Here is a 24,216-nt window from a genome sequence, read left to right as displayed (position 1 = left end):
CCAGGGGCAGACCCAACGCCCTACCGGACGGCGAAGCCGACGAACGCGGTCCAAGCGGCCGCATCGACCGCAAGGCCACGGCGGGCTATGTCCTTGGAGTCGCGTACGTGGATGGCCTGGGGGCTGACAGCGACCTCGACGCACTCGCCCCCATCACCCGTGCTGTAACTGCTCTTAAACCAGGTCAGTTCAGGCTCAACGCTCATGTCTCTCCCAGCAACTTCTCTACGTATGCCAGTGACTCACTCGGCGTGAGGGCCTGAGCTCGGAGAATCCCGTAACGGGCATCAAGCTCCCGGACCTTCGACTGCCCTGAGTAGAGGCGGCTGTCGCCTTGCACCTCTGCATAGGCGATCCTCCGCCCTTCGGGTGTATCGATCAAGGTGAACGGGCCGCCCAGTGCGCCATGGTCCTCTCGGCAGACCGGCATGACCTGGATCTCAACGTTCCGCTTATGACCGATGAGCAACACTTGCTCCAACTGGCCCCGCAGTACTTCCCTACCCCCGATGGGCCGCTGGAGCACGGACTCTTCCAAGACGAAGCTCATCAGCGGCGCGGGCTTGCGCACGTAGATCTCCTGCCTCGCGAGGCGTGCAGTCAGCCCTTGCTCGATCCGGTCATCGTCGAGCAGAGGGCGGCGGATGGAAAACACCGCTCGGGCGTAAGCCTCCGTCTGCAACAAGCCCGGGACGGCGTACATGGCGTACACATGCAGCTCAACCGCCTCCGCCTCCAACCTGGCCGCATCCCGAAAGAACGCCGGATACTGCGCCCGCGCAACCTCCTCCTTCATCTCTTGGAGGACCCCTCCCGCGTCCAGCACCTCGTCCGCCTGGTCGATGAACTTCGGCGGCGGCACCCGGCGCCCCTGCTCGTACGCGGCGATGGTCGACACGGAATAGCCGGTCATCGAGCCGAACTCGGCCCGCTCCAGCCCCGCCCGTACCCGGAACCTCTTCAACTGGCGTCCGAAGACACGCAGGATGCCGGAGCCCGCCCCCGACTCCCGCTCCTCCCCTTCCGTCCCGGCCTCCTCCTCGGCCAACCCAGCCACCTCGCTCATGCTCCGCACCACCTCCCCGGCCAACGCGCCCCCGCGCCGACCGTCACGCACCGCCCCGCCTACACACACCGACTCCTCACCTACAGCTACCGCCCGTGTGCACGTCGTATCTCGTCACGGTAAAACCGGCACGTCAGCGTGGACCACATGAACAACGAAACTTCCCCCGCACCGGGAGCAGCGCCGCGCCCGGTCCGCCGCGAGTTCGCGATGCGTTTCACCTCGTCCACCCGCGGCGCACGCCTGGCCCGTCGCCTCGTCTCCCACCGGCTGGACTCCTGGGGCCACCCGTACACCGGGAACGCCAACGAGACGTTGTCGCTGATCACTTCGGAGCTGACCGCCAACGCAGTACGGCACGGGCATGTCGCCGGGCGGGACTTCCACCTACGACTCTTCGAGACCGCCGGCGGCCCACGCACACTGCGCGTCGAGGTCACCGACACCCGCACCGAACGCGTACCGCTGCTCACCGCCCAGGAGACGCCCGGGGACGAGGAGTCGGGGCGGGGCCTGCTCATCGTCGCGCAGCTGGCGACCCGTTGGGCGGTCGCCCCGCGCGCCGACGGGCCGGGCAAGACCGTGTGGGCGGAACTGTGGCTGCCCGGAGAGGCCCCCGCACCGTCTCCCATCAGTCACTTTCCCGCCAACGCCTGACGGGTTTTCGGAAACACGGGCGCCCGCTGTCAGACCCGCCAACTATCGTCGTCCGCTCACGCCTCCACCAGGCACACCGCAGATCGAGGGGACGCGCTGTGACCACCACGCCCGAGGAACGGACCGGGTTCCGGATCTCCATCGTCGACGAGGACCCGCTCCGGGCGCGCAAGGAAGCCCGGGAACTGCTCACGCAGATCGCCGATGCCGACCCCGAGGCGGCGCTGGACGTTCCCCGGCGGGACACGGGCGGGCCGGCCGACGGGTCGCTGAAGGGCGGGCTCACGGCCGACACCATCGGCGTGCTGATCAGCGCCGGATCGCTGGTCGCCGCCGGGGTGCAGATCTGGCTGGCACGGGTGCCGCAGCGAACGATCGTCGTGCGGCGGCCGGACGGAGCGACCCTGCACATCACCGGGAAGGAGGCCCGCGAGGACGACGAGCGGATCCACCGGTTCCTCGCGGGCGGCGGTGAGACACCCCGCCGCACGGAGCTCCACGGCCCCGGCGACAGCCCTGCGGCGGGCTGAGCGCGGATGACCGACAACGACCGGTTCGCCATGCTCGTGGGCGTGTCCACGTACGACAGTGACGCGTACCCGGACCTGCCACCCGTGCGCGCCGATCTGCACTACATGCGGGCCGTGCTGGAGAACACCGAGATCGGCATGTACAACGACTGCGCGATGGTCGCCGAGCCGACCCGCGCGGAGATGCTGCACGCCGTCGAGACGTTCCTGAGCACGCGGCAGCCCAGCGAGACGGCCCTGCTGTACTTCAGCGGGCACGGCGAGTTCTGCGAGGACGACAACCAGCTGTACTTCCTGACCCGGGACACCGACCCGGCCGATCTGCCGGGTACGGCGGTCCCGGCGGAGTTCCTGGAGCGGATGCTCCAGTCGTGCCGGGCCGCCTCGAAGCTGGTGCTGCTGGACTGCTGCTCCAGCGGCTCCGTCGTCCAGGGATGGACCGCGAAGGGGCCGGCGCAGGAGCGCGCCCGGCCCGCGCCGAGCACGCTGCTGCGGCCGACGGGCGTCTACTTCATCACCGCGTCCGACGCTCTTCAGTCCGCGTCCGCGATGGCGCCGGAGGGGTCGAGCCTCGGTACGTCCCGGTTCACCGGGGAGATCGTGGAGGGGCTGCGCAACGGGCGGATCAAGGAGGGCGGCTGGATCACGCCGGACGACCTCTTCGAGTACCTGACCGCGCAGATGAGGCGCGACGGCGTACCGGAGGAGCAGCAGCCCACCAAGTCCACGATCAGGGCCACGAACCAGCTGCCCTTCGCCCGGTCGGTGGCCCGCCCGGTGCACCTCCCGGCGCTGCCGCGCGACGCGACCGAGGCGGCCCGGCGGTCCCCTGCCCTGCTGAAGGCCAGGGAACTGGCCGCGCTGGACGCGCGGGACGGCGTCGACTGGGAACGGCTGCTGCGGTACTACGCGCAGTGCCTCACCGCTACGTCGGCGGCCGGCATGCGGCCCGACCGGGACAGCGGGCGCGGCTCGAAGTACTTCCTGCTGGGCCAGGGCGAGGAGACCATCCAATCCGGTCGGGGTGCCGTCTTTCCCGCGCCCGGGGCACTACCCAAGCCACTGGACAGGTCGGCCGGTGCGAGCGGCGGTGACACGGGGGCGCAGCAGGAGTACTGGTACGGCTATCCCGCGATCACCCTGCCGGTGCGCGACGGCGGGGCCCGGGGACGCCGTACGACCGTGGAGCTGGCGCCGCTGCTCATCCAGCAGATGGAACTGGCCCCGGACGAGGAGGGCCGGGACGTGCTCCGGCCCAGTGGCGTTCCCTCCCTGCACACGGGTGTCGTCTCTGAACTGCTCGACGCAGGCGACGCGGCCGACCTCATCGCGCACTGGCAGCCGTCCTGGCAGGAGGGCAACGACGCGCAGATGCTGCGCGCCGTACGGGAGTTGCTGGAGACGCTGGGGCTGCCGGAGCTGGAGCCACTCGACCCGTCCGCGCTCAGCGAGCGGACGGTGATGCAGGCGCTGCGGCCCGGCGCGCACAACGCGGCCGTCCTGCTGGTGCCCTCGGGTGTGGAGGCCAAGGCCACCGAGGCCCTGGTGGACAACCTGTTGCAGATGTCGGCCCGGACCGGGCAGATCCCCGGCACCGCCCTGGACGCGCTGCTGAGCGGCGGCGAGGGCAAGGCGCGGGGCGCGTCCGCGTCCGTCGCCGTGGTGGCTCCGGGGCCGTGCAACGAGAGCCAGGAGTCGGTCATCTCCTCGGCGATGACGCGGCCCCTGACGGTGGCGACCGGGCCGCCCGGCACGGGCAAGAGCGAGGTCGTCACCGCCGTCGTCACCACCTGTGTCGCCGCCGGGCAGTCGGTACTGGTCGCCTCGACGAACAACGAGGCCGTGAACGTCGTCGCCGAACGCTGCGACGACATCGCTCCCGGGCTGCTGATGCGCACGGGCAACACCGAGGCACTGGTGCGGGAGGGGGCCAAGCTGGAAGGGCTGCTGGGCGAGCCCGTCCAGGCGCCGCGGCGCGGATCGGCCACCGTGGGCGGGCAGTTGCGCAGTGCGCGCAAGACCGCCGACGAGCTGCGGGCACAGGCCGCGCGACACGTCGGCGAGGAGGGCCGCCTGCTGGAGCTGCTCCGGGACCGGGCGGAACGGGCGGAAACGCTGGCACTGCCGCTGCCGCTCCTCGAACGGGTGTGGGCGGCGGCGGGTGAGGACGGTTCGGCCGCTCTGGGGCGCTGGGAGCACCGGGCGCGGAAGGTGGCCGGTGCCCCCTGGTGGCTGCTCGGCCAGTGGCGTCGGGGACGGGCGCTGGCCGCGCTCGTCGCGGCGGCGACCGCTGACGCGGGAGAGGACCGACCGGACCGGCCGGACCTGCCGTCGTGGCCGGAGTGGGCGACCGGGCGGCCGGTGCCGGCGGAGTTGCTGGAGTCCTTGGCGGACACCGTGGCTGTGGAACGGGAGGTACGGGCGCTCGTCCCCCGGCAGACGGGATGGGACGAGGACGGGCTGCGACGGTCACGGCTGGAGGCGGCGGGCACGCTCTCCGAGCTGTCGGCGGAACTGTCGCGGGCGCTGTCCGCCGAGGCGCTGACGCGAGGGCGGGCACTCATGCAGCAGCGGCTCCAGGCACTGCGGAGCCGCTCGGGCTTCCAGCGCAGCCAGAAGAACCTGATGGCGCACATCAGGGGATGGGCCGTCAGCACGCACTCGGTGCGGCAGCTGGAACTGACCCCGAAGCTGTTCGACCTCGTCGTCATCGACGAGGCGAGCCAGTGCTCCATCCCGTCGGTACTGCCACTGCTGTTCCGGGCCCGCCGGGCGCTGATCATCGGCGATCCGATGCAGCTGGGGCACATCCCCGGCGTGTCACCCCAGCAGGAACAGCAGGCGCGGGTCCGGGCCGGGCTGAGCGCGGCGCAGCTGGAGCACCACCGGCTCACCTACCACGTCTACTCCTCGTACCACGCGGCCGAGCAGCACGGTGACTCCGCACTGCTCCTCGACGAGCACTATCGCTGCCACCCCCGGATCGCCGACATCGTCAACAGCTACTGCTACGCGGGCCAGTTGCAGGTGCTCACCGACGTACGGAGGCAGGTCCCGGCCCTCGACCCGGTGGGGGCAGCCGATCCGGCGCCGGCGCTGGGCTGGGTCGACGTGCCGCGCGGCGAGTCGGCGCTGGGGGGCAACGGGCGGTCCTGGCGCAACCGGGCGGAGGCGGAGGCCGTACGACGGGTGGTGGACGAGCTGCTGGAGCGGCTGCCGCAGCAGGCCACAGTGGGTGTGGTCACGCCCTTCCGGGCACAGAAGGAGGCGCTGGCGGGGGTGTGGCGCGACGACGACCGCGTCCGGGTCGGCACCGTGCACGCCTTCCAGGGTGGGCAGCGCGACGTGATGGTGCTGAGCCCCGTGGCCACGCACAATACCCCGCCGAGGACGACCCATTGGGTCGCGAGTCAGGTCAACCTGTGGAACGTGGCGGTGACCCGGGCGAAGTCCCAGCTGATCACCGTGGGTGCACACGCGTTCTGGCGGGGGCAGAGCGGTCTGCCGACCCTGCTCGCGGACCGCTCGGCGCTCCTGGGGGCGGACACCGACGACGCCGAGGTGCCGACGGTGACGGCCACGCCGGCGACCGGGTTCCGTGAGGAACTCGCCGACCGGCTCCAGCAGTACCTCGCCGAGCGCGGGATCACCGACCTGGAGCGGGCGGCGGTGGTCGGCGGCCACCCGGTGGACCTGCTGTTCACCGAGGCCGGGCAGAACACGGCGGTCCTGATCGACGTCGGCCCACCGCCCGGTACCGATCCGGCACGGCACCTGCGGCTGACCCACGCGCGGGGCGATCTCCTGACCGAGTTGCCGTCCGGGGGCTACGGGGCGAAGGCGTGCCCGGTGGAACGCGCGGTGCGGGTCCCGGCGTGGCGGATCCTGTCGGGCGAGGAGGCGCTGGCACCGCTGTTCGACTGACCACCACACAAAGATCGAACAAGTTGACAGGAAATAACCCGAAAGAGTTACTCCCCTTCCTGAGGTGGTCAGGCCGATCGGAGCTGGATATCTTCTGCCCTCGGGGAGAGGGGACCAATGGGGGATTCCTACGTCACGGACATCGCCGGACACCCGGCCTGCGAGGTACTCCTGGCCGCGTGGCAGAGCCCGGACACCGAACGGAGGCGGGCTCTGGTACGGGGCATCGACGTTCCCGAACCGATCGCCCTGCGCAGCCGCTACCGGACGCTGCTGGACCCCGAGGCCCCCTCGGGTCCGTGGAATCCGGACCTCACGCCCGAAGCATGGGTGCGGCAGTTACGCCTCGAAACCGAAGGCGACAACGCCGTGAGGTCGGGTGCGCCCACCGTGGCACTGGCCGCGTTCCGGGCCCTCCTCGAAGAGGAGACCGGAAGCAGGCCACAACTGCCCACGGTGCACGCCCACGTCGGGCTCGGCAAGGTCGCCATGAACCGGAACGACATCGAGGCCGCCTCCGAGCACATCGAGACGGCCACGGTGGTCGCCGATGAGTCGATGTACCGCTTCGGCCGAGCGCAAGCGCTGGTCGTCTGGGGGTACCTGTCCCTGTGGCACCACTCCGCGGAACTCGCCCTGGACCAGTTCCGGGAGGCGGCGGGGATCGCCACCGCCCTCGATGACCCGGTGTTCCAGGGCAACGCGCTGCTCGGCGCCGCGGAGTGTGCCGAGCGGCTCGGCGAGCTCGACCGTATGGAGCAACACGGCAGGGACGCCTATGCCGCGTTCGCGGCTGTCCGGTCGGCCCAGGGCCAGGGGAACGCGGCCCAACGGCTGGCCGGCTGGCTGCACCGCCGCGGAAAGCACTCGGAAGCCGGGGACTGGCTCGACCTCGCGATGGCGGTCTTCCAGGAGGAGGGCGATCCGAACGGGCTGGTCAACGTGCACTCGTTGCGCGGGGACCTTCACCTGGACAACCGCCAGTTCGACGACGCGGCGGACGCGTACGACAAGGCACGGGAACTCGCCCTGTCAGCGGGGCTGCCCCGGGCGCAGGCCCACGCCGCGCAGGATCTGGGCAGAACGGCACGAGGCCGGGGCAACTGGGCCGAGGCAGTGGAGCTGTTCACCGAGTCTCTGGAGCGGTACCGGGAGATCGGTGATCTGCTGGGCATGTCCAAAGCAATGGGCAAACTGGCAGAGGCACAAGAGGAGTGCGGCTCCGCGGAGGACGCGTTACGGACCTGGCGCGAGGCCGTCGTGGAGGTCGAGTCCTACCGCGCCGACCACCAGGAGGAACGCTTCCAGGAGGAGTACCGGCACCGCTTCCGGGACGTGTACAAGGAAACCTTGTCGGCGGCGGAGAAGCACCACTCGCCCCAGACCTTCGCCGTGGTGGCCGACTTCCTGGCCGGTCGCCGGCTGGCGGGCCTGCTGGAGGCGAACAGCACCGCCATGGCCGGCAACGAACTGGACCAGCTCCAGGAACTGCTGGCCAGGGCGGACCGCGGACTGCTCGCGCACCGCAGAAGCACTCGTGCCGATGAAGACCGCTTCGGTGACGAGCGCCGGGAGCACCGGATACGCCGCCTGGGCGCGTTCGAGGTCCGGCACGGAGCCGAGCCCCGGGCGGGCAAGTCGCTGGACGACCTGCTGGCAGCCGTGTACCTCCCACCGGCCGACGAGGGCGACGCGCTCCTTGAGTCACTGCCCGACGGATGCCACACGCTCCAGATCCTCCTCGACCCCGTCGAGGAGGATCTGGTGCGCTGGTCGTGGAGCGCCCCGGGAGACCGCATCTCCATGGGCAGCTTTCGGCTGACACCGGCCGCGCTGGACCTGTTGTCCATACTCAGGTCCGGAGACCGGACCACAGAACGTCAGGCATTGACGGTCGGCGATCTGCGACCGCTGTCCGCACTGCTCCCGCCGCCTCTGGTCACGGCACTCGTGGCCTCGGGCCGGCATGACCTGCTGATCGTCCCGGCCGGTGAGCTGTGGCGGGTGCCGTGGGGTGCGCTTCCCCTGGAGGGCGGCCTGGTCCTGGGCGAGGTCGCACGTTTCGTGATCTGTCCCTCGCTGACGATCCAGCGACAACTGGCCACGCGGCACGGCCCCGCGCCCCACACGCGATCGCCGGTGGATGTCGACGTGTGGCGCAGCCCGCTCGTGAAACGTCATCCATTGGATCTGTTCCAGGACCGCCGGTGGAATCCCCGTCGCCTGTCCTCGGCGGCCGAGGCCCGCGGCGCGATCTACGACGGGCGAGAGCTGATGGTGCTGACCGGGCACGGCAGGCCCGACACCGAAGCGGGCCACTACCTCGAACTCGACACGGACGAGTGGCTCCTGCCCGCTGACCTTCTCGGCCGACGCCCGCCCCGGCGACTCGCTCTGATCGCCTGCTGGGGCAGTGCCTACCCCGGCCGCGCCCCCAGCGATCCGATCAGCGTCGCCACGCTCGCGCTGGCCGGAGGCTCCGACGAAGTGCTGGCCACCGTGGGGGAGCTGGGCGACTCCGGGCCGGCCACCACTTACGTGGAGATGGTGTTGGACGCCCTCCCGGAGAACACCATGGCGGCGGCCGTACACCAGGCCACCCGTCAGTTCCTCGCCCGCCGGGACTACCGCTCGCTCGCCATGCACCACTGGGCCCCTCTCATTCCCATCGGTACACACAGGCCCTTCGGAGGTCAGCGGTGACGCCCCGCGCACATCAGGACCTGAAATACGAGCTCGACGAACCACTGGCCTACAGGTGGACGAAAGCCGCCTTCACCATGTGCGTCGGGGACGACCCGGAACTGAGAGCGGTCGTGGAGAGCTCCGGCGGGATCACCCGAGCGGTCATCAGCGGCGCCTGCCCACGTTGCCTGGGGGACATCTCCGGCGAGGAGATCCTGACCGCGGCCGGCGAGTCGGGCGTGCTCGGCGATGACACGGCGGGGACCCCGGACCCGTACACCCGTATCAACGTGACGTGCAACTGCGAGCTCGCGCACGAGAACCGGCCCACGGGCGTGACGACGGGCTGCGGCATCACCTTCACCATCGAAGTGCTCCGGGACGACATCGCATGACGCCCCCGGCGCGATACCGGGAGCCGGCCTCTCCACTGAGTGAGCGCGAACTCGCGGAGGACGCGGCATGGCGTGAGTACGCGGAGGACTCGCTCACCCGGGCCCAGGCCAGCGCGGAACAGTGGCGCACCGGACTGGGGCTGCTGGTCACCGTCATGGCCGCCGGGCTCATGCTGGGCGGGCCCGGCAGGATGGCCGACCTGAACCCCGCCTGGCGCGGTGTCGTCACCGTCGTCCTGGGCTTCGGCTTCACCGTGGCGCTCTTCGGTCTGTGGGCCGCGTCGCGCGCTTCCGCGGTGGGTGGTTCGGGACCGGTCGACCGGGACCGGGTGCGCAGCCGCTACGGGTCCCTGGCCCGTTACAAAGCCGCTGCCGCGGCGAGGAGTTGGTCCGACGTCCGCAGGGCCAGGATCGCGCTGCTCATCTCCCTGCCCGTGATCGTCGCCATGACGCTGACGTCCTGGTGGCTTCCACGCGACACCCCGACCGAGGGTCAGGACGCGCGGCCCCGGGTGCTCGTGGTGACGCCCGGAGCCGTCCTCTGCGGCGAGCTGACCAGCGGGGCCAAGACCTTCACCATCCTCACGGACGAGGCCGGTACCCCGCGCCGGGTGCCGACCGCCGAGGTCGTGTCCCTGGCAGCCGTCGACTCCTGCCCGCCGTGAACACACACCGCACGGCCTGGCTCAGTGGTCATACACCCGGAAAAGGCGAGGGAGAGGAAGCACGGTGAGCGGACCGAGCAGAGCCGCCTACGAGCGGAGCGAACTGGACTGGAACCGGCTGCGGCGCTACGCGGAAAAGGTGGCCCGGGAGACCCGCGTTCCGCGCAGGACTCGCCAGGTCGTCGAACGGTCGGAGCGAACCCGCCAGGTCAGGAGTGGGCTGTTCGGCCTGTTCACACGGCAGGAGACCTACACCCTCGACGTCCCACGGACGGAGACCGACGACTTCTGGGTACTGCAGTCCCGGTCCTGGCACAAGAAGGAGCGCGGAGAAGGGAATCAGGCGGACGAGGATGTGACTGCGTTGTACGACTACTGCCTCACCGTGAAGGGCGGCCTGGTGGTCAGGGTGACCTCGGAGACGGATTGTTTCTTCAAAGGAGCGCTGACGTTCTCGGACAGGACGACGTCCGAGAATCCGATGACCGCCGACGACGTGATGCTCTTCGACTTCGAAGCCGAAAGGTACTACCGGGAGAAGGGAAGGTTCACGATCGAGACCGACCGCGACCCCGACCACAAACGCCTCAAGCACCACGCGAAGGGCGTCGGCCTCTCCCTGGCCCTGAAGCGCCTGCACCAACGCTGAGCACAACCGGCCCCCGGGGGGGTGCCCCTATGACTTTGGTCAAGGGGTGGTCGGGGTTGGTGGTTGGTAGAAGGTGCCGTCGCGGAGCATCGCGAAGAGCACGTCGGCTCGGCGTCGGGCGAGGCAGAGGATGGCCTGGGTGTGGTGCTTTCCCTGGGCGATCTTCTTGTCGTAGTAGGTGCGGGAGGCCGGGTCGGCCAGTGCGGCGAACGCGGAGAGGAAGAAGGCGCGTTTGAGCTGCTTGTTTCCTCTCCGTGAGGGCTGTTCCCCGCGGATGGAGGACCCGGAGGTCCGGGTCGCCGGAGCGAGGCCGGCGTAGGCGGCGAGGTGGGCGGCGGACGGGAACGCGGTGCCGTCACCGACGTCGATGAGGATGCGGGCTCCGGTCCTGATGCCGATGCCGGGCATGGACATCAGGACCTTGGAAAGAGGGTGGGCCTCCAGGAGTTCCTCGATCCGGTGGGCCAGCAGTTTGCGCTGGTCGAGCACGGCCTGGAGCGAGGAGGCGAGGCTGGGGACGATCAGCGCGGCCGCATCCGTGCCCGGGACGACGACGGTCTGTTCGTCCAGCGCGGAGAACACGTCGTCGATCAGCCGTTCGGCCATCCTGGGCGCCTTCGGCCGGATCAGGGTGACGAGCCGTCGGCGTCCGGCCTTGCGGATCTGGGCCGGCGAGCCGAACTGGTCCAGCAGCCTGAGCACGGCCGGGTGCTGCATGCGCGGGCCCAGGACCCGTTCCAGATGCGGGTGGATCTGCGTGAACAGGCCCCGCAGCCGGTTGGACAGGCGAGTCGCTTCGGCGGCGAGGTCGTCGTCGAAGCCGACGAGCATCTGCAGCTCGGCGATCGTCTCGTCGTCGAGGTCGACCGACCGCAGCGTGTGAGGCATTGCCCGGGCGGCGTCGGCGATGATGAACGCGTCCTTCGCGTCGGTCTTTGCCTCGCCGGGGTAGAGGTCGGCGATCCGCCGCATGGTCAGGCCGGGCAGATAGGCGACATGGCAGCCGAGCTCGCGGGCGACGGTCAGCGGCAGGGCGCCGATGGAGGCGACCTGGTCGACGATGACGAGAACGGTGCCGTGCTTGGCCTGCAGTTTGGCGAAGACCTCGCGGAGTTTGGGTTCGCTGTTGGGCAGTCTACGGTCGAAGGTCTTCTTCCCGGCCGGGGTGAGCGCGGTGGCGTGGTGTTCGCCCTTGCCGACGTCCAGGCCGAGGTAGACGTCGATGTCGCCGGTGTCGATCACGTGCGGTGTCCTCCGGTCGTACTCGTCCGGCCCTGCCACGGCACTGATCGCCACATCCACATTACGAAGAGCCTCCCGACCTGCGAAGAAGTCGGTGGTCATGCCCCTAATCAGCGGTCTGTCAGTGCCTCCGGAGCTGGTGACACCACCCCCCAGGCCATGCACTCGACAAGGGGAGGTAGTCATGCCAACTCCGAAGGCCGGTAACCCCGTTGCGGGGCTACGAAGACGGTAATGGGGGGGGAGAACCCACACCCGTCCAGCCTGGGGGCCCCTGGCAGGGGTGTCCGAACCGGTTCGGACATCGCGGCTCCCCCTCGGCACTGCCCGCGCGCTTTCCCTCACCGCCAGGGTCCGCGGAAGTCAAGGCATGCGAAAAGAGAGCCCTTTCAGTCTGCATGGCTGAAGTGCGCAAGTACCTGGTGACGGTGTGACGCAAGTTGTACGCTTCGTGATGCTCGGTGGTCGGACGTACCAAGTGGACGGCTCACGTGGGGAACTGAGCGGCACTCAGACCTGTCTCAGGGACCGTCCGCCGTGCGCCGACCAGTTCGATGCCCGGGTCGTCGTCGGCCCGGCCGTTCCACGATGGGCGCGAGGCTTGAACCACCGGATACTCGGTCTGACCGTGCGGAACTTCCGCACCCTGACCGACACGAAGCTGCCGCTCGGGCCTTTGACCGTCATGGTCGGGCCCAACGCGGCGGGCAAGTCGAATGTTCTGCATGCCCTGGAGTTCCTGGGGGATGTCACCAAGGACGGGATCGAGCCGACGCTCAAAAAGCACGGCGGATTCGATGTCCTGGCCTTCCGCGGGGGCCGGAAACCGGTGTCCCGGATCACGGTGGGGGTCGAGGGCATCTGGTCCGAGTTCGCTTCGGAGGAAGCGCCGGATCGTTACGAGTTGAGTGTTTCCCGACCTCGACTTCCCGAAGGAGCCGGCGAGCGCCACACCACGTACCGTCGGGAGCAGTTCACACAGCACCCAGCGGACAGCACGGAAACCTCGGTCGAGCTGACGAGGGGTTCTCTGACGGTCAGCAGCCCGCTGGAGGCCGACCACCCGGAGAAACCGGAGAGCATCGGGCGGATGGCATCCGCCCTCCACCGGGACCAGGTACTGCCGCTTCCGGAAACCGCTCCGACCCGGCGGGCCATGCGCGAAATCAGTCGGCATCTTTCCGAGATCCGGGTGTTCGACCCCGATGTGCGGGCTGCTCGGAATCCGTCGTCGGTCACTGAGCGGGGCCGGTATCTGGAGAGCGACGCATCGAACCTCGCCGACTTCCTCCTGAGCCTCAGGGAGGACAGGGACGCCTGGACGTACCTCTTGGAGGACGTCAAGACCGTGGTTCCGCAGATCCGGGACATTCACCTGGAACTCATCCCGGGCTCCCCGCTGGTCCAGGTGGAACTGGAGGAAGAAGGCCTTCGTGGGCGCACCCGCCTGAGGGAGGCGTCCTGGGGAACCGTCCGCATCCTGTGCATGCTGGCGATCTTCCACGACCCGGAACCTCCGCTGCTGACATGCATCGAGGAGATCGACCACGGAATCCACCCGCATGCCCTGAGCCTGCTGGCGGGCAGGCTTCGCGAGGCCAGCGTCCGTGGCCAGTTCCTGGTCACAACCCACTCACCTGTCCTGGTCAACGAGTTGGAAGCAGAGGAGCTCGTCGTGTGCGAGCGGCTGCCGAGCGGCGCCTCCCGTATCCCGGCCCGTCGGCCGGAGGACACACAGCGGGTCATCGAGAAGTCCGAGTACGAGCCGATGGGCGATCTCTGGTACGCGGGTGCTCTCGGAGGTGGACTGTGAGCGCGAAGACCGCTCGGGGACGCCAACGCTCGGTCATCGTGGTGGCCGGGGAGGGGAACTACGACCGCGAGGTACTCCGGCATCTCGTCCCGGCCCTGCACCCGGGCGGCTGCCCCGAGGTGATCAACATGAAGAAGCCCATACGGCTCGCGCGTGCCCAGGCGAAGCTCTCTCCCCGGCTGGAAGAGATCAAGAGGTTCGCCCTTGGCGTCGCGGACAAGGCAAAGCTGGCCGGGGTGGTCATACATGTCGATCTCGATGGCGTCGCCGACGAGACCTACGACAAACTCCGCAGGCGCATCACCGAAGAGATGCGCGCCACCTTCAGGGACTGCCCCTCGGCACTGGCTCTGGCGGCCTACGAGATCGAGGCCTGGCTGATGCTCTTTCCCGAGGCATTCCCGAAGGTCAGGCCAGGCTGGCGGCTGCGGGAAGCCGACTGCCGTCGTGACCTAGCCAGGCTGGAGAAGGCGAAAGAGCACCTCGTCAGACACCTGGGCAAGCCCCCGTACCGGGAGTCCGACGCCCCCACGATCATGCAGGCGGCGGTCAAGGGCGGACACGTCACCACACGCCCGGCCGGCAACAACCGGTCGTTCCGGGACTTCGCCGAAGACATGTCCGTCTGGACGAAGACCGCCTAGCCAGGTCAGGACCGGTCCACCACCGTATCGAGGCTGTCAGCCACCCCCTATACGGTGGTAACCGATCACCAGGGCACCGGCATCGCAAGGGGGACCGTCGTGAAGCCCACCATGGCCGCCGCGCAGCTCCGCGGCAGTCTGACGCAGTACCTCACGACGACGTACGCCCTCGCCGACGAAGACACCCGCAGCGCGCTCGAACGCTTCCTCGGGCATCCCGAGACCGGTATCTTCCGCGGGCCCTACCTGCGGATCAGGACGCCGTTCCACGTCGCCGACGACGGCTGGCAGCGGGAGCTGGAGTGGTCGGCCGGTTTCCCGGGGTTCGCCCCGTGGCGGCACCAGGCCAAGGCTTGGGCGCGGTTGTCCACGCTGCACGGGCCCGCCCAGCCGACGCTGGTGACGACCGGCACCGGGTCCGGCAAGACCGAGTCCTTCCTGATCCCCGTACTGGACCACTGTCGGCGGCAGAAGGCCGAGGGGCGGGCCGGGATCAAGGCCGTGCTGCTGTATCCGATGAACGCGCTCGCCACCGACCAGGCCGGGCGTATCGGGGAGTATCTGGCACGGCCGGAGCTGGCCCAGGTGACGGCGGGCCTGTACATCGGCGACCGGCCCGACACCGACTTCCGGCGGGTGATGACGCGCCGCGAGGAGATGCGCGTCTCGCCGCCCGACGTGCTGATCACCAACTACAAGATGCTCGACCTGCTGTTGCAGCGGGGTGAGGACCGCAGCCTGTGGGACGGCGCCGAGCCCGCGTACGTCGTACTGGACGAGTTCCACACGTACGACGGCGCCCAGGGCACCGACGTGGCGATGCTGCTGCGCCGGCTGGCCGCCGCCACCGGCGCGTCCCGGCCCGGCAGGCCGCTGGGGTCGATCTGCCCGGTGGCGACCTCGGCGACGCTGGGTGAGGGTGCGCCCGGCAAGGAGGCCGAGGAGACCGGGGGCATTCGCGACGTGGCCGCGCGGGTGTTCGGCATGCCGTTCCCCGCGGACGCCGTCATCGGCGAGGAGCGGATGACCGCCGACGAGTTCACCGGCGCCGTCGACTACGAACTGCCGGAACCGCCGAGCCCTCAGGAGGTCGTGGCGGTGTCCGGCGGACCGGACGTGGAGGCCCGCCCCGACCTGCTGGACCTGGACGCGCTCGCCACCCGGATGCTGGGCCGCTCCGGCCTGAACGCGTTCCGCGTCGGGCGGCTACTGAAGCGGCACGACTTCACCCACGGTGCGCTGTCGCTGCTCAGCGGGGAGCCGGTGGACGAGTGGTCGCTGCGGGACCGGCTCGCCCGGTTCGGCTACTCCTGGGGCCGCACGGCGCGGGAGAACCCGAGACTGGTGCTCCAGGCGCTGTCCCGGTTCGTGGCGCTGCTGTCGGCCGCCCGTGACCCGGACTCCGACGAGCGCCGGCCCCGGCCCCTGCTGCACATCGAGGCACACCTGTGGGTGCGGCCCGTGACCCGGGTGCTGCGTGGGGTGGGCCGCACCCCCGAGTTCCGGTGGTACGAGGACGACCGCACGGCCGCCCGCCGGGCCGCTCTCAACGCCGCGCCGCCCGGTGACGAGGACCCGGACGCCTCGTCCGGCGGCTATCCGTCGTCGGCGAGTGGCAAGCCGCTGCCGGGCGCCGACACCGCACCGCGCCCGGCCCAGGTGCACCTGCCCGCCGTGTACTGCCGTAACTGCGGGCGATCGGGGTGGGCTGCCCTGTCCCCGGAAGCCGACCCGCAGCAGCTGGTGATGGCCCAGGACAGGATCTGGCGGGCCGGTGTGGGCCGGGACAAGCGGCGCCTGCGCTACTTCATCTCCGCCACCGCCCGCGAGCGACGGCAGGCCCTCGACGCGCTGACCGGCGCACGGCCCTCGGACGGCGGCGTCGACCCGTTGTCGGTGGTGGTGCTGGACGGCGGGCAGGGCACCTACCGACTGCCGACTGTCGACGACGACGGAGATCTCGTCGACGCCTCGTTCGCGTTGGCCGTGCTCGACAAGAAGGCCGCCGACCGGGCCGCCAAGGACGACCGGTGCCCGGCCTGCCACACCGACAACAGCATCCGTTTCCTCGGCACGGCCCGGGCGGCCCTCGCCTCCGCGACGGTCACCCAGCTGTTCACCGGCGGCGACATCGCGCTCGTCCCGGAGGAGCGCAAGACGCTGCTGTTCAACGACTCCACGCAGGACGCGGCACACCGGGCGGGATACGTCGCCAACGCCTCGTACAAGTTCTCGCTCCGCTCACTGCTCGCGCACAACCTGGACGAGTCCGGTGCGCCGACCGCGCTGAACGACCTGATCGGTCATGTCCTGGACTCGGTGGACGACCCGGAGGCGCTGGCCGCCGTTGTTCCCCCCGATCTGCATGACGAACCCGGGGTTGACCGGCTGCTGTCCGGCCGCGGCACCGGCGACGCGCGGACCTGGCGGCTGATCGGTGAACGGCTGGCGTTCGCGACGGTAATGGAGTTCGGGCTGCGCAGCCGCATGGGCCGAACCCTTGAGCTGACCCGGACCGCCGCCGCCGAGGTCGCCGTGGCGGACCCGGATCGGATCACGGACCTGGCGCGGGACCTGCACCTTGCCCTGCCCGGCCAGCTGCTGGCGGTCGGCGGTTTGCCCACGCCCGAGCGGTATCTCGCCTACGTCCGGGGTCTGCTGGAGCGGCTTCGGCTGCGCGGCGCGGTGCGGCACCGGTGGCTCGACACATGGATCAAGGAAGCCGGCGGCGACCGCTACCTCATCTCCGGGCGTAGGCCGGACGGCATGCCCGCCTTCCCCGAAGGGGTCGCCCCGCCGAGGTTCCTGCTGGACGGGCAGAAGGACAGGACCGAGTTCGACTCGCTCACCGGACGCCTGGGGTGGTACCAGGACTGGACCCGCAGATGCCTCGATCTGGACGCCGCCGGGGCCACCGAATACCTGCGCAGGCTGCTGCCCGCCCTCGCCGACGCGGGCGTCCTCTCGGTGCGAACCGCCCGGGACCGGCAGACCCGGGTCTACGGGTTGCAGCCCGGCCACATCGAGGTGCGGCTCCTCGACGACGCCGTCGTCAACAAGGCCTTCGTCGCCTGCGAGGACTGCCGCTGGCAGCAGGTCGTGATGCCCGAGCGCCGGACCCGCTGGTACGGGCATCCGTGCCCCCGCTACCGGTGCAAGGGCCGGCTGACCGCGCCCCACACCAACCGGTCCGCCGCCGAAGCCGAGGTGTCCAGCTTCGGCTCCGGTCCCCTAGTACCGGAACGGGACTACACCCGCGACTACTACCGCCGCCTCTACCTGACGGGCGGCACGTTCCGCGTGGTGACCGCCGAGCACACGGGCATGCTCAGCCGCCCCGAACGGGAGCGCGTGGAGCGGGCGTTCAAGGCGGGCACGCACTACACCGACCCCAACGTGCTCTCGTGCACCCCGACGCTGGAACTCGGCATCGACATCGGCGACCTGTCCGCCGTACTTCTCGGCTCCCTGCCCGCCGGTCCCGCCAACTACGTGCAGCGGGCCGGACGCGCCGGACGCCGCACGGGCAACGCGCTGGTCGTCACGTTCGGCGGACGCAAGGCACGCGACCTGTACTACCTGGACGAGCCGCGCGAGATGATCGTCGGGACCATCCTGCCGCCGGGCTGCTACCTGTCGGCGGTGGAGATCCTGCGCCGCCAGTACACGGCGCGGCTGCTGGACCTGGCGGCCCGTGGCGAGCTGCGCACCTCCGACGGCGAGGTGCTGGCGCCGCTCCCCCGGCTGTCCTCCGCTCTGTTCGGCACCAGCGGGTGGTGCGAGGACTTCGCCGACGCCGCGCGAACGCACGGGGCAGCACTCGTGGAGGAGTTCCTGGCCCTGTTCCCCGGCGGCAGCGACGTGCGCGACCCCGACCGTCCTGACGGTGCGGGCGTCTCTGCGCACGCGGAGGAGGAACTCCGGGCGTACGCGACCAGCGGGATCGCGCGGGCGTTGCAGGAGGCCGAGGAGGACTGGACGGGGCGGCGCGAGGAACTGCGGCGCAGGATCGCGGCGATCGACGAAGCCGCGGAGCAACTGGCCCAGTCCGACGAGTCGCAGGCCCGGGAGCGGCGCGAACTGCTCGCCGAGCGGCGGGGCGCCGGCGACCTGTTGCGGGAGCTGAGCCAGTCGAGCGCCCACGCCACCTTGGTGGACCTCGGGCTGCTGCCCAACTACAGCCTGACGGACACCACCACCCGGCTGGAAGCGACGCTGTACTGGACGGAGACCCCGGGCGAGGAGGACGACACCGGGGCCGCAGCCGCCGAGCAGGGCGCCGTCCGCAAGGTGTACCGCAGTGAGACGCGGGACTACGAGCGGTCCCGCAAACTGGCCCTCACCGAACTCGCCCCCGGCAACAGCTTCTACGTCAACGGCTACCGTCACGTGGTGCGCGCCCTGGACGTCGGTAGTCCCGAGCGTCGCGCCTGGTCGGTGTGGCGGCTCTGCCCCGCCTGCGGATATGTCCGCACCGAGGAGCAGAACACCGATCCGTGCCCGCGGTGTCACGGCCGGGAGATCGCCGACGCCGGGTGCGTCCAGCGCGTCCTGCGACCCAGGCGAGTCCTCTCCCGCGACAAGCGCGACGACGCCCGAGTCCGCGACGACCGCGACGAGCGGGACCACAGGCGCTACGCGGTCCTCACCACCGTCGACATCGACCCCGACCGTCTGGCGCCCGGTTCCTGGCGGCACGACACCGCCGTGTTCGGCGTGGACTTCACCCGCCACGCCACGATCCGGACACTGAACCTCGGGCTCGACCGCGAGGACGGCAGCAGCACGGTGCCGCTGGCCGGCCAGGACGTACGGCTCAACCCGTTCTACGTCTGCACCGAGTGCGGCGGCGCCACGGCGGACGGCCGGCCGGTGGTGGACACGCCGCAGCATGCGCTCACCGAGTCGCTGGCGGCGAGCACTCCGGCCGCACAGCACCATCAGTTGTGGTGCGCGCGCCGCCGTGTCCGCAAGCCCGTCGCCGGTGAGGGCGAACAGCAGGGCATGGGCCAGGACGTGCCGCTGCTGCTCGCCCACGAACTGACCACCGAGGCCGTGCGCATTCTGCTGCCCGCTTCGGTGGCACGCGTCAAGGAGCGGCTCGCGTCGTTCACCGCCGCCCTGTTCGTGGGGATCGCGGCTCGCTACGGCGGCGACCCCGACCACATCGACATCGCCGAGGCGACCATGCCCGACCACGGGGGCGACCTGGACGCGGACTGGCCGAGGCGCTTCCTCGTCGTCTACGACCGGCTGCCGGGCGGCACGGGCTACCTGCACCGGCTGTCCTCCGCCGACGGCTTCCGGGAGGTACTGCTCGAGGCACGGGACGTCATCGAGCGCTGCGCCTGCCGCGAGAAGGGACTCGACGGCTGCCACCAGTGCCTGCTGCGGCGCGTGCCGGCCGCCGAATACGACAAGGTCAGCCGGGGCGAGGTCCGCCAGATGCTGGACGAACTGCTGGGCGCCGACGGTGAGGGGTGGCGCACCTCGCCGGTGGCGACGACCCGTCACATCCCGCTGCAACGACAGGCCGAGAGCGACCTGGAGATCCTCTTCATCGACACCCTTCAGGACTGGGCCAAACTGACCGAGTCGAAGGCCGCGGCGGACACGTACACGACCTCCGCCGGTACGTACGCCCTCGACCTGCGGCTCACAGCGCCCGACGGGGCCACGGTGAGCTGGCGCGTCTCCCAGCAGCGAGCCCTGGACGGCACCCGGCCCGACATACTCCTCGAACGGCTGGACACGCCCGGCCCGCGCGTCGCCCTGTACCTCGACGGTTACGCGTACCACGCCACCCGTGAGCACAACCGGCTGGCGGACGACGCGATGAAGCGCACCCGGCTCCGGGCAGACGGCCTTCGCGTGTTCCAGCTGACCTACCACGACGTGAAGGAGTGGCGTCAGCGGATCAAGGACACGGGGTACGCGGGAGCCGGCCCCGCCGACCCCGTGTGGGAGCCGTACGGCGCGGCCGGACAGCAGCGGGCCCGCGACTACTACGACCGCGTGGGCCGGGGCCTGCCCGGTGAACTCGCCGAGACGGTGTGGGTCAATCCGGCCCGGCTGCTGCTGGCCTATCTGCGCTCTCCCGACCCGGAGCGCTGGAGGCGGCGAGCTGAGGCGGCCGCCGCCGGGCTCAGCGGGGCGGACGGGGTCCGAGCCACCGCGCTCACCGGCGAAGAGGCCGGCGAGGGGCTCAGGGCGGCACTGCGCGGCGACATGCCGGCAGGGGGCGCCGGACCCGTACGCCTGCTCTCCGGTCCCGACGCGTCGGGTTGCCGTCTGGTGCTGGCCGCCGACGGCAGACGCACTCCTCCCGTGTGGACGGGACTCACCGTCCTGGACGACGGCGACGCGGCCCTCTCCGACGAGCCGGCCCACAAGCGACGCTGGCGTGCCTGGCTGTACTGGAGCAACGTGCTGCAGTTCCTGGAGCACGGCGGTGGAGACAGCGCCCAGCTGACAACGAGCATGCTCGACGGCTTCACTCCCGAGGTTCTCACCCTGACCGGCGGGGAGGGCTGGCTGACGTCGACGCGTACGCCGGTCCTCTCGCCCGCGGACGAACTCGCGCCCGTCGGGGTCGCCCCAGTGCCCGCGGTGCCTGCCGTGGGCAGTGGTGAGACGGTCGCGCCGAGGCCCTCCGCGGACGAGGCACGCGGCGGCGAAGCACCGGGGCGGGACCCCGGCTGGGACCGGGTCATCGAGTACCTCGACCCGGAGGAGCCGGGGCTCACGGATCTAGCCCACGCACTGGCCGACGCCGCGGTGCCCGCGCCTCAGGACGGCTACGAACTGGACGGCCACGGCTGGCAGGCCGAACTGGCGTGGCCCGCGGCCCGGATCGGAGTGGTCCTCGGCCCTCGTCCGGACGGCGACGAGCCGGACTTCGAGGCCCAGGACCGGGACAAGGCATTCTCGGCGGCAGGCTGGACGGTCCACACCGCCGCCGAATGGGATCGGGCGGCGATGATCGCCCGGCTCACGGAACGACGGCACGACAGCGACACCATCAGGGACGGGGAGCCGAAGCGATGAACACCTCCGGCGTCACACTGCGCCTGCTCGACAAGGCGGACAAGGAGATCCTCAAACTCCCCCGCACGGTCAAGGGCGCGTTCTTCGACTTCCAGCACAAGTTCCGGAGCACCCCCCACACCACCGGGCTGAAACTCCAGCAGCTCAAGGGCGACAGCAGGCTCTGGTCGGCACGCGTCAACGACGAGTACCGGGCGCTGCTGCTGCGGCTCGCCGACGACGACTGGCTGATCGTCTCCGTCAAGCACCGCAAGGACGTCTACAACCGGCTGTCGTACGGCGTCAACCAGGTCACCGGCGGCATCGAGTACGTGGACCTGGAGGTGGTCGAGGACAGCGTCCTGCGCCGCCTCCCCGCCCCGCCCGCACCAGCCCCGGCGAGTGCCGAACCGTCCACGCCGGCGCAGCCCGAGCCGGCACGGTCCCTGTTCGCCGACTGGTCCGACGAGCAGCTGTCGGACCTCGGTGTCGCCGAACCCCTGCTGCCCGTCATCCGCACCCTCGCCACCGAGGACCAGTTGCTGGGCCTCGTCGAGTACGCGCCGCAGCTCACCGGGGAAGTGCTCCTCGCCCTGTTCGACGGTGCGTCGTACGACGACGTCCTCGACCAGGTGACCCGGCCGGTGGCCGCCACCGAACCGGTCGACCCGGACGACTTCGAGGCTGCGGCGCAGCGGCCGGCGACGGTCGTCACCACCACCGACGATGCCCTGAAGGAGGCACTGGAGAGCGGCGACTTCGGCCGCTGGAAGGTCTTCCTCCACCCCACCCAGGCCCGACTGGTCGAACGGCGCTACAACGGCCCCGCCCGGGTGGGCGGCGGCCCCGGCACCGGCAAGACCATCGTCGCCCTGCACCGCGTACGGCATCTCGTACGGCAGCTTCCTCCCGGCCGGGACAAGCCTGTCCTCCTCACCACGTACAACAAGAACCTCGCCGCCGACCTGCGCGCTCGGCTTCTGGAGCTGGGCGGCGAGGAACTGCTGAGCCGGGTCGAGGTGAGCCACGTCGACCAGCTGGCCCTGCGCGTCGTCCGCGAGGCGGAACCGGGCAGTGGCAAGCAGGCCATCGACGACAGCCAGGCGGTGCGCGAATGGCGGGGGCTGCTGGACGAGTTGGGAGAGGACGGCTGGGACGCGGAGTTCCTGCACGACGAGTGGACGCAGGTCATCCTCGGCCAGGCCGTCGGCACCCGCACCGACTACTTCAGGGCCCGGCGCGCCGGACGCGGCAGGAACATCGGCCGCGCCGAGCGGGCCGAGATCTGGCAGCTCGCCGAGCGCTTCACCCAGCGGCTGGACCGGCTCGGGCGGCAGACCTGGGACCAGGTGGCAGAGCGGGCCGCGCGGTTGGAGATCGGCCGCGAACAGCGCATCCAGAACATCGCCCGGCAGCGGGAGGAGGCGGGCGGCCTCGACAACATCCACCTCCAGGACGGCTCAGGGGGCTGGCTGCGCCACCGGTACCGGCACATCGTGGTGGACGAGGCACAGGATCTGCGCCCCGCCCACTGGAAGATGCTGCGTGCGATGGTCCCTCGCGGCGCCGACGACCTGTTCCTGGTCGGCGACACCCATCAGCGCATCTACAAGAACCAGGTGACGCTCGGCAGCCTCGGTGTCAACATCCGGGGCCGATCCTCCAAGCTGAGCCTCAGTTACCGCACGACGCGGCAGATCCTGCGCTCCGCCCTCGGCGTGCTGGGCGAGACCAAGTACGACGACCTCGACGGCAGCGAGGAAACACTCGCCGGCTACCGGTCGGTGCTCAGTGGAGGGCTTCCGGCCGGGCACGCCTTCCCGGACTGGGCTTCCGAGCGGGAAGGCGTCGCCGCGCTCATCGAGGAGTGGGACGCCGACTCGGACATGTCCATTCCGCACGAGCAGATCGCGATCTGCGTGCCGACGAATCAGATGGCGGCCGAGATGGCCTACACACTCAAGCTGCACGGCATCGACTCGGTGGAGATCCGCTCCGACGGCCCGAACGGCTCCACCGGGGTGCACATCGGCACGATGTTCCGGTTCAAAGGGCTGGAATACCAGCGCATGGTCATCGCGGGCGTGACGGACGGACTCGTGCCCCGCGAGGCCGTCAACAGCCTGCGCGACAGGGACCCAGGCCGTCACCGGCACGAGATCCAGCGTGCCCGGTCCCTGCTCTTCGTGGCGACGACGCGGGCCCGGGACAGTGTGGACGTCTTCTGGCACGGAAAGCCCAGCCCGTTCCTCGACGACTCGTGGGTCGCCTCGTCGGCGTCGCCATCCTGAGAGTGAGGCCTCCTCATGGCCCCCGGCCGTCCGGGCGTCAGAGCCGTGTCCCAGTCCGTGCGGTCACATGCCCAGACCACGACGCAGATCCACCACGTACCACCGGGCCGGAGTCCGACGGAGCGATATCCGAGATCACCACGAGAAGACCGAAATCGGCAGGTCAGCGTCCCTTTGCCACAGGCACCAGAATTGGTACACATTTAACAAATCGAGCACAGTCTCGATATGCATGACGTGCCGAGTGGGCGATACGTGCAAATTATCGACGCTCTATTTGCTGCCCGAACGTCACTGCGCACGCTCGCGGTCCCGGGGTGGGCGAGGACCGCAGCGGTGTGCCGCCCGTGCGGGGCCGGCGGAAGACCCTCGGCCGACCACTTGACCGCTGGGGACTGACAGCGGATATGTGACAGACCGGCCTCGAGCACACAGCCCCGGCCCGCCGCGCTGCCCTACGTCGAGCAAAACCGAAAGAGGATCCGCCAGCCGTGGGGGTGCTCTGGGACTTTGCTGGGACTTCCCGCTTCATCAACCGGCACGAGCGTGAAACAGCTGAAAGGCTATTCACCCAGGTCAGCAACCGATTTCCACACAACGTTACAGGTCACCGAGCTGGCTGGTCTCTC

Annotated in this window: 14 protein-coding genes; 11 read left to right on the top strand and 3 right to left on the bottom strand. The window is 70.3% G+C overall.

The genetic code is table 11. The annotated features are described in order from the left end of the window. Positions 1-20: 20 nt before the first annotated feature. Both IGS69_RS27050 and IGS69_RS27045 read right to left on the bottom strand, forming a co-directional pair. The gene (locus IGS69_RS27050; RefSeq protein WP_190903085.1) at positions 21-206 is read right to left on the bottom strand and encodes a DUF397 domain-containing protein; all 186 of its coding nucleotides are present in this window, start codon (positions 204-206) and stop codon (positions 21-23) included. After that, positions 203-1,066: a helix-turn-helix domain-containing protein gene (locus tag IGS69_RS27045; protein WP_190903084.1), complete on the bottom strand. Its 864-nt coding sequence runs from the start codon at positions 1,064-1,066 to the stop codon at positions 203-205. Before IGS69_RS27045 ends, IGS69_RS27050 begins: the two co-directional genes overlap by 4 nt. Positions 1,067-1,204: 138 nt before the next feature. Between IGS69_RS27045 and IGS69_RS27040 the strand changes: the two genes are divergently transcribed. The 7 genes from IGS69_RS27040 (at position 1,205) to IGS69_RS27010 (ending at position 10,571) form a co-directional block, all read left to right on the top strand. Then, positions 1,205-1,723, top strand: coding sequence for an ATP-binding protein (locus IGS69_RS27040; RefSeq protein ID WP_385862582.1), 519 nt, complete (start codon positions 1,205-1,207; stop codon positions 1,721-1,723). Positions 1,724-1,821: 98 nt separating this feature from the next. Further along, positions 1,822-2,253, top strand: a complete 432-nt coding sequence (locus IGS69_RS27035) for an effector-associated constant component EACC1 (protein WP_190903082.1) — start codon at positions 1,822-1,824, stop codon at positions 2,251-2,253. Positions 2,254-2,259: 6 nt separating this feature from the next. Beyond that, positions 2,260-6,177 carry a caspase, EACC1-associated type gene (locus tag IGS69_RS27030; protein ID WP_190903081.1) on the top strand — a complete coding sequence of 1,306 codons (3,918 nt, stop codon included), beginning with the start codon at positions 2,260-2,262 and terminating at the stop codon, positions 6,175-6,177. 117 nt (positions 6,178-6,294) lie between these two features. Continuing rightward, positions 6,295-8,880 carry a tetratricopeptide repeat protein gene (locus tag IGS69_RS27025; RefSeq protein ID WP_190903080.1) on the top strand — a complete coding sequence of 862 codons (2,586 nt, stop codon included), beginning with the start codon at positions 6,295-6,297 and terminating at the stop codon, positions 8,878-8,880. Then, positions 8,877-9,257: a hypothetical protein gene (locus IGS69_RS27020; RefSeq protein ID WP_190903079.1), complete on the top strand. Its 381-nt coding sequence runs from the start codon at positions 8,877-8,879 to the stop codon at positions 9,255-9,257. The genes IGS69_RS27025 and IGS69_RS27020 overlap by 4 nt, the downstream gene beginning before the upstream one ends. Continuing rightward, complete coding sequence (locus tag IGS69_RS27015) at positions 9,254-9,922, top strand: hypothetical protein (RefSeq protein WP_190903078.1); 669 nt, start codon at positions 9,254-9,256, stop codon at positions 9,920-9,922. The genes IGS69_RS27020 and IGS69_RS27015 overlap by 4 nt, the downstream gene beginning before the upstream one ends. 64 nt (positions 9,923-9,986) lie before the next feature. Then, positions 9,987-10,571: a hypothetical protein gene (locus IGS69_RS27010; RefSeq protein WP_190903077.1), complete on the top strand. Its 585-nt coding sequence runs from the start codon at positions 9,987-9,989 to the stop codon at positions 10,569-10,571. Between the two features lie 39 nt (positions 10,572-10,610). Here IGS69_RS27010 and IGS69_RS27005 read toward each other — a convergent pair whose 3' ends face one another. Next, a complete protein-coding gene (locus tag IGS69_RS27005; protein WP_385865423.1) occupies positions 10,611-11,813 on the bottom strand; it encodes an IS110 family RNA-guided transposase in 1,203 nt (400 codons plus the stop codon). A gap of 601 nt (positions 11,814-12,414) precedes the next feature. On the opposite strand from IGS69_RS27005, the gene IGS69_RS27000 reads away from it, so the two are divergent. The 4 genes from IGS69_RS27000 (at position 12,415) to IGS69_RS26985 (ending at position 23,587) form a co-directional block, all read left to right on the top strand. Further along, positions 12,415-13,626 carry an AAA family ATPase gene (locus tag IGS69_RS27000; RefSeq protein WP_190903076.1) on the top strand — a complete coding sequence of 404 codons (1,212 nt, stop codon included), beginning with the start codon at positions 12,415-12,417 and terminating at the stop codon, positions 13,624-13,626. Beyond that, a complete protein-coding gene (locus IGS69_RS26995; protein WP_232543652.1) occupies positions 13,623-14,270 on the top strand; it encodes a hypothetical protein in 648 nt (215 codons plus the stop codon). The genes IGS69_RS27000 and IGS69_RS26995 overlap by 4 nt, the downstream gene beginning before the upstream one ends. Positions 14,271-14,369: 99 nt before the next feature. Then, the gene (locus tag IGS69_RS26990; protein WP_190903075.1) at positions 14,370-21,317 is read left to right on the top strand and encodes a DEAD/DEAH box helicase; all 6,948 of its coding nucleotides are present in this window, start codon (positions 14,370-14,372) and stop codon (positions 21,315-21,317) included. Continuing rightward, a complete protein-coding gene (locus IGS69_RS26985; protein WP_190903074.1) occupies positions 21,314-23,587 on the top strand; it encodes a UvrD-helicase domain-containing protein in 2,274 nt (757 codons plus the stop codon). The genes IGS69_RS26990 and IGS69_RS26985 overlap by 4 nt, the downstream gene beginning before the upstream one ends. Positions 23,588-24,216: the final 629 nt, after the last annotated feature.

The organism is Streptomyces tuirus (assembly GCF_014701095.1).
Classification (GTDB): domain Bacteria; phylum Actinomycetota; class Actinomycetes; order Streptomycetales; family Streptomycetaceae; genus Streptomyces; species Streptomyces tuirus.
This window is presented reverse-complemented; position numbering and strand designations above follow the sequence as displayed.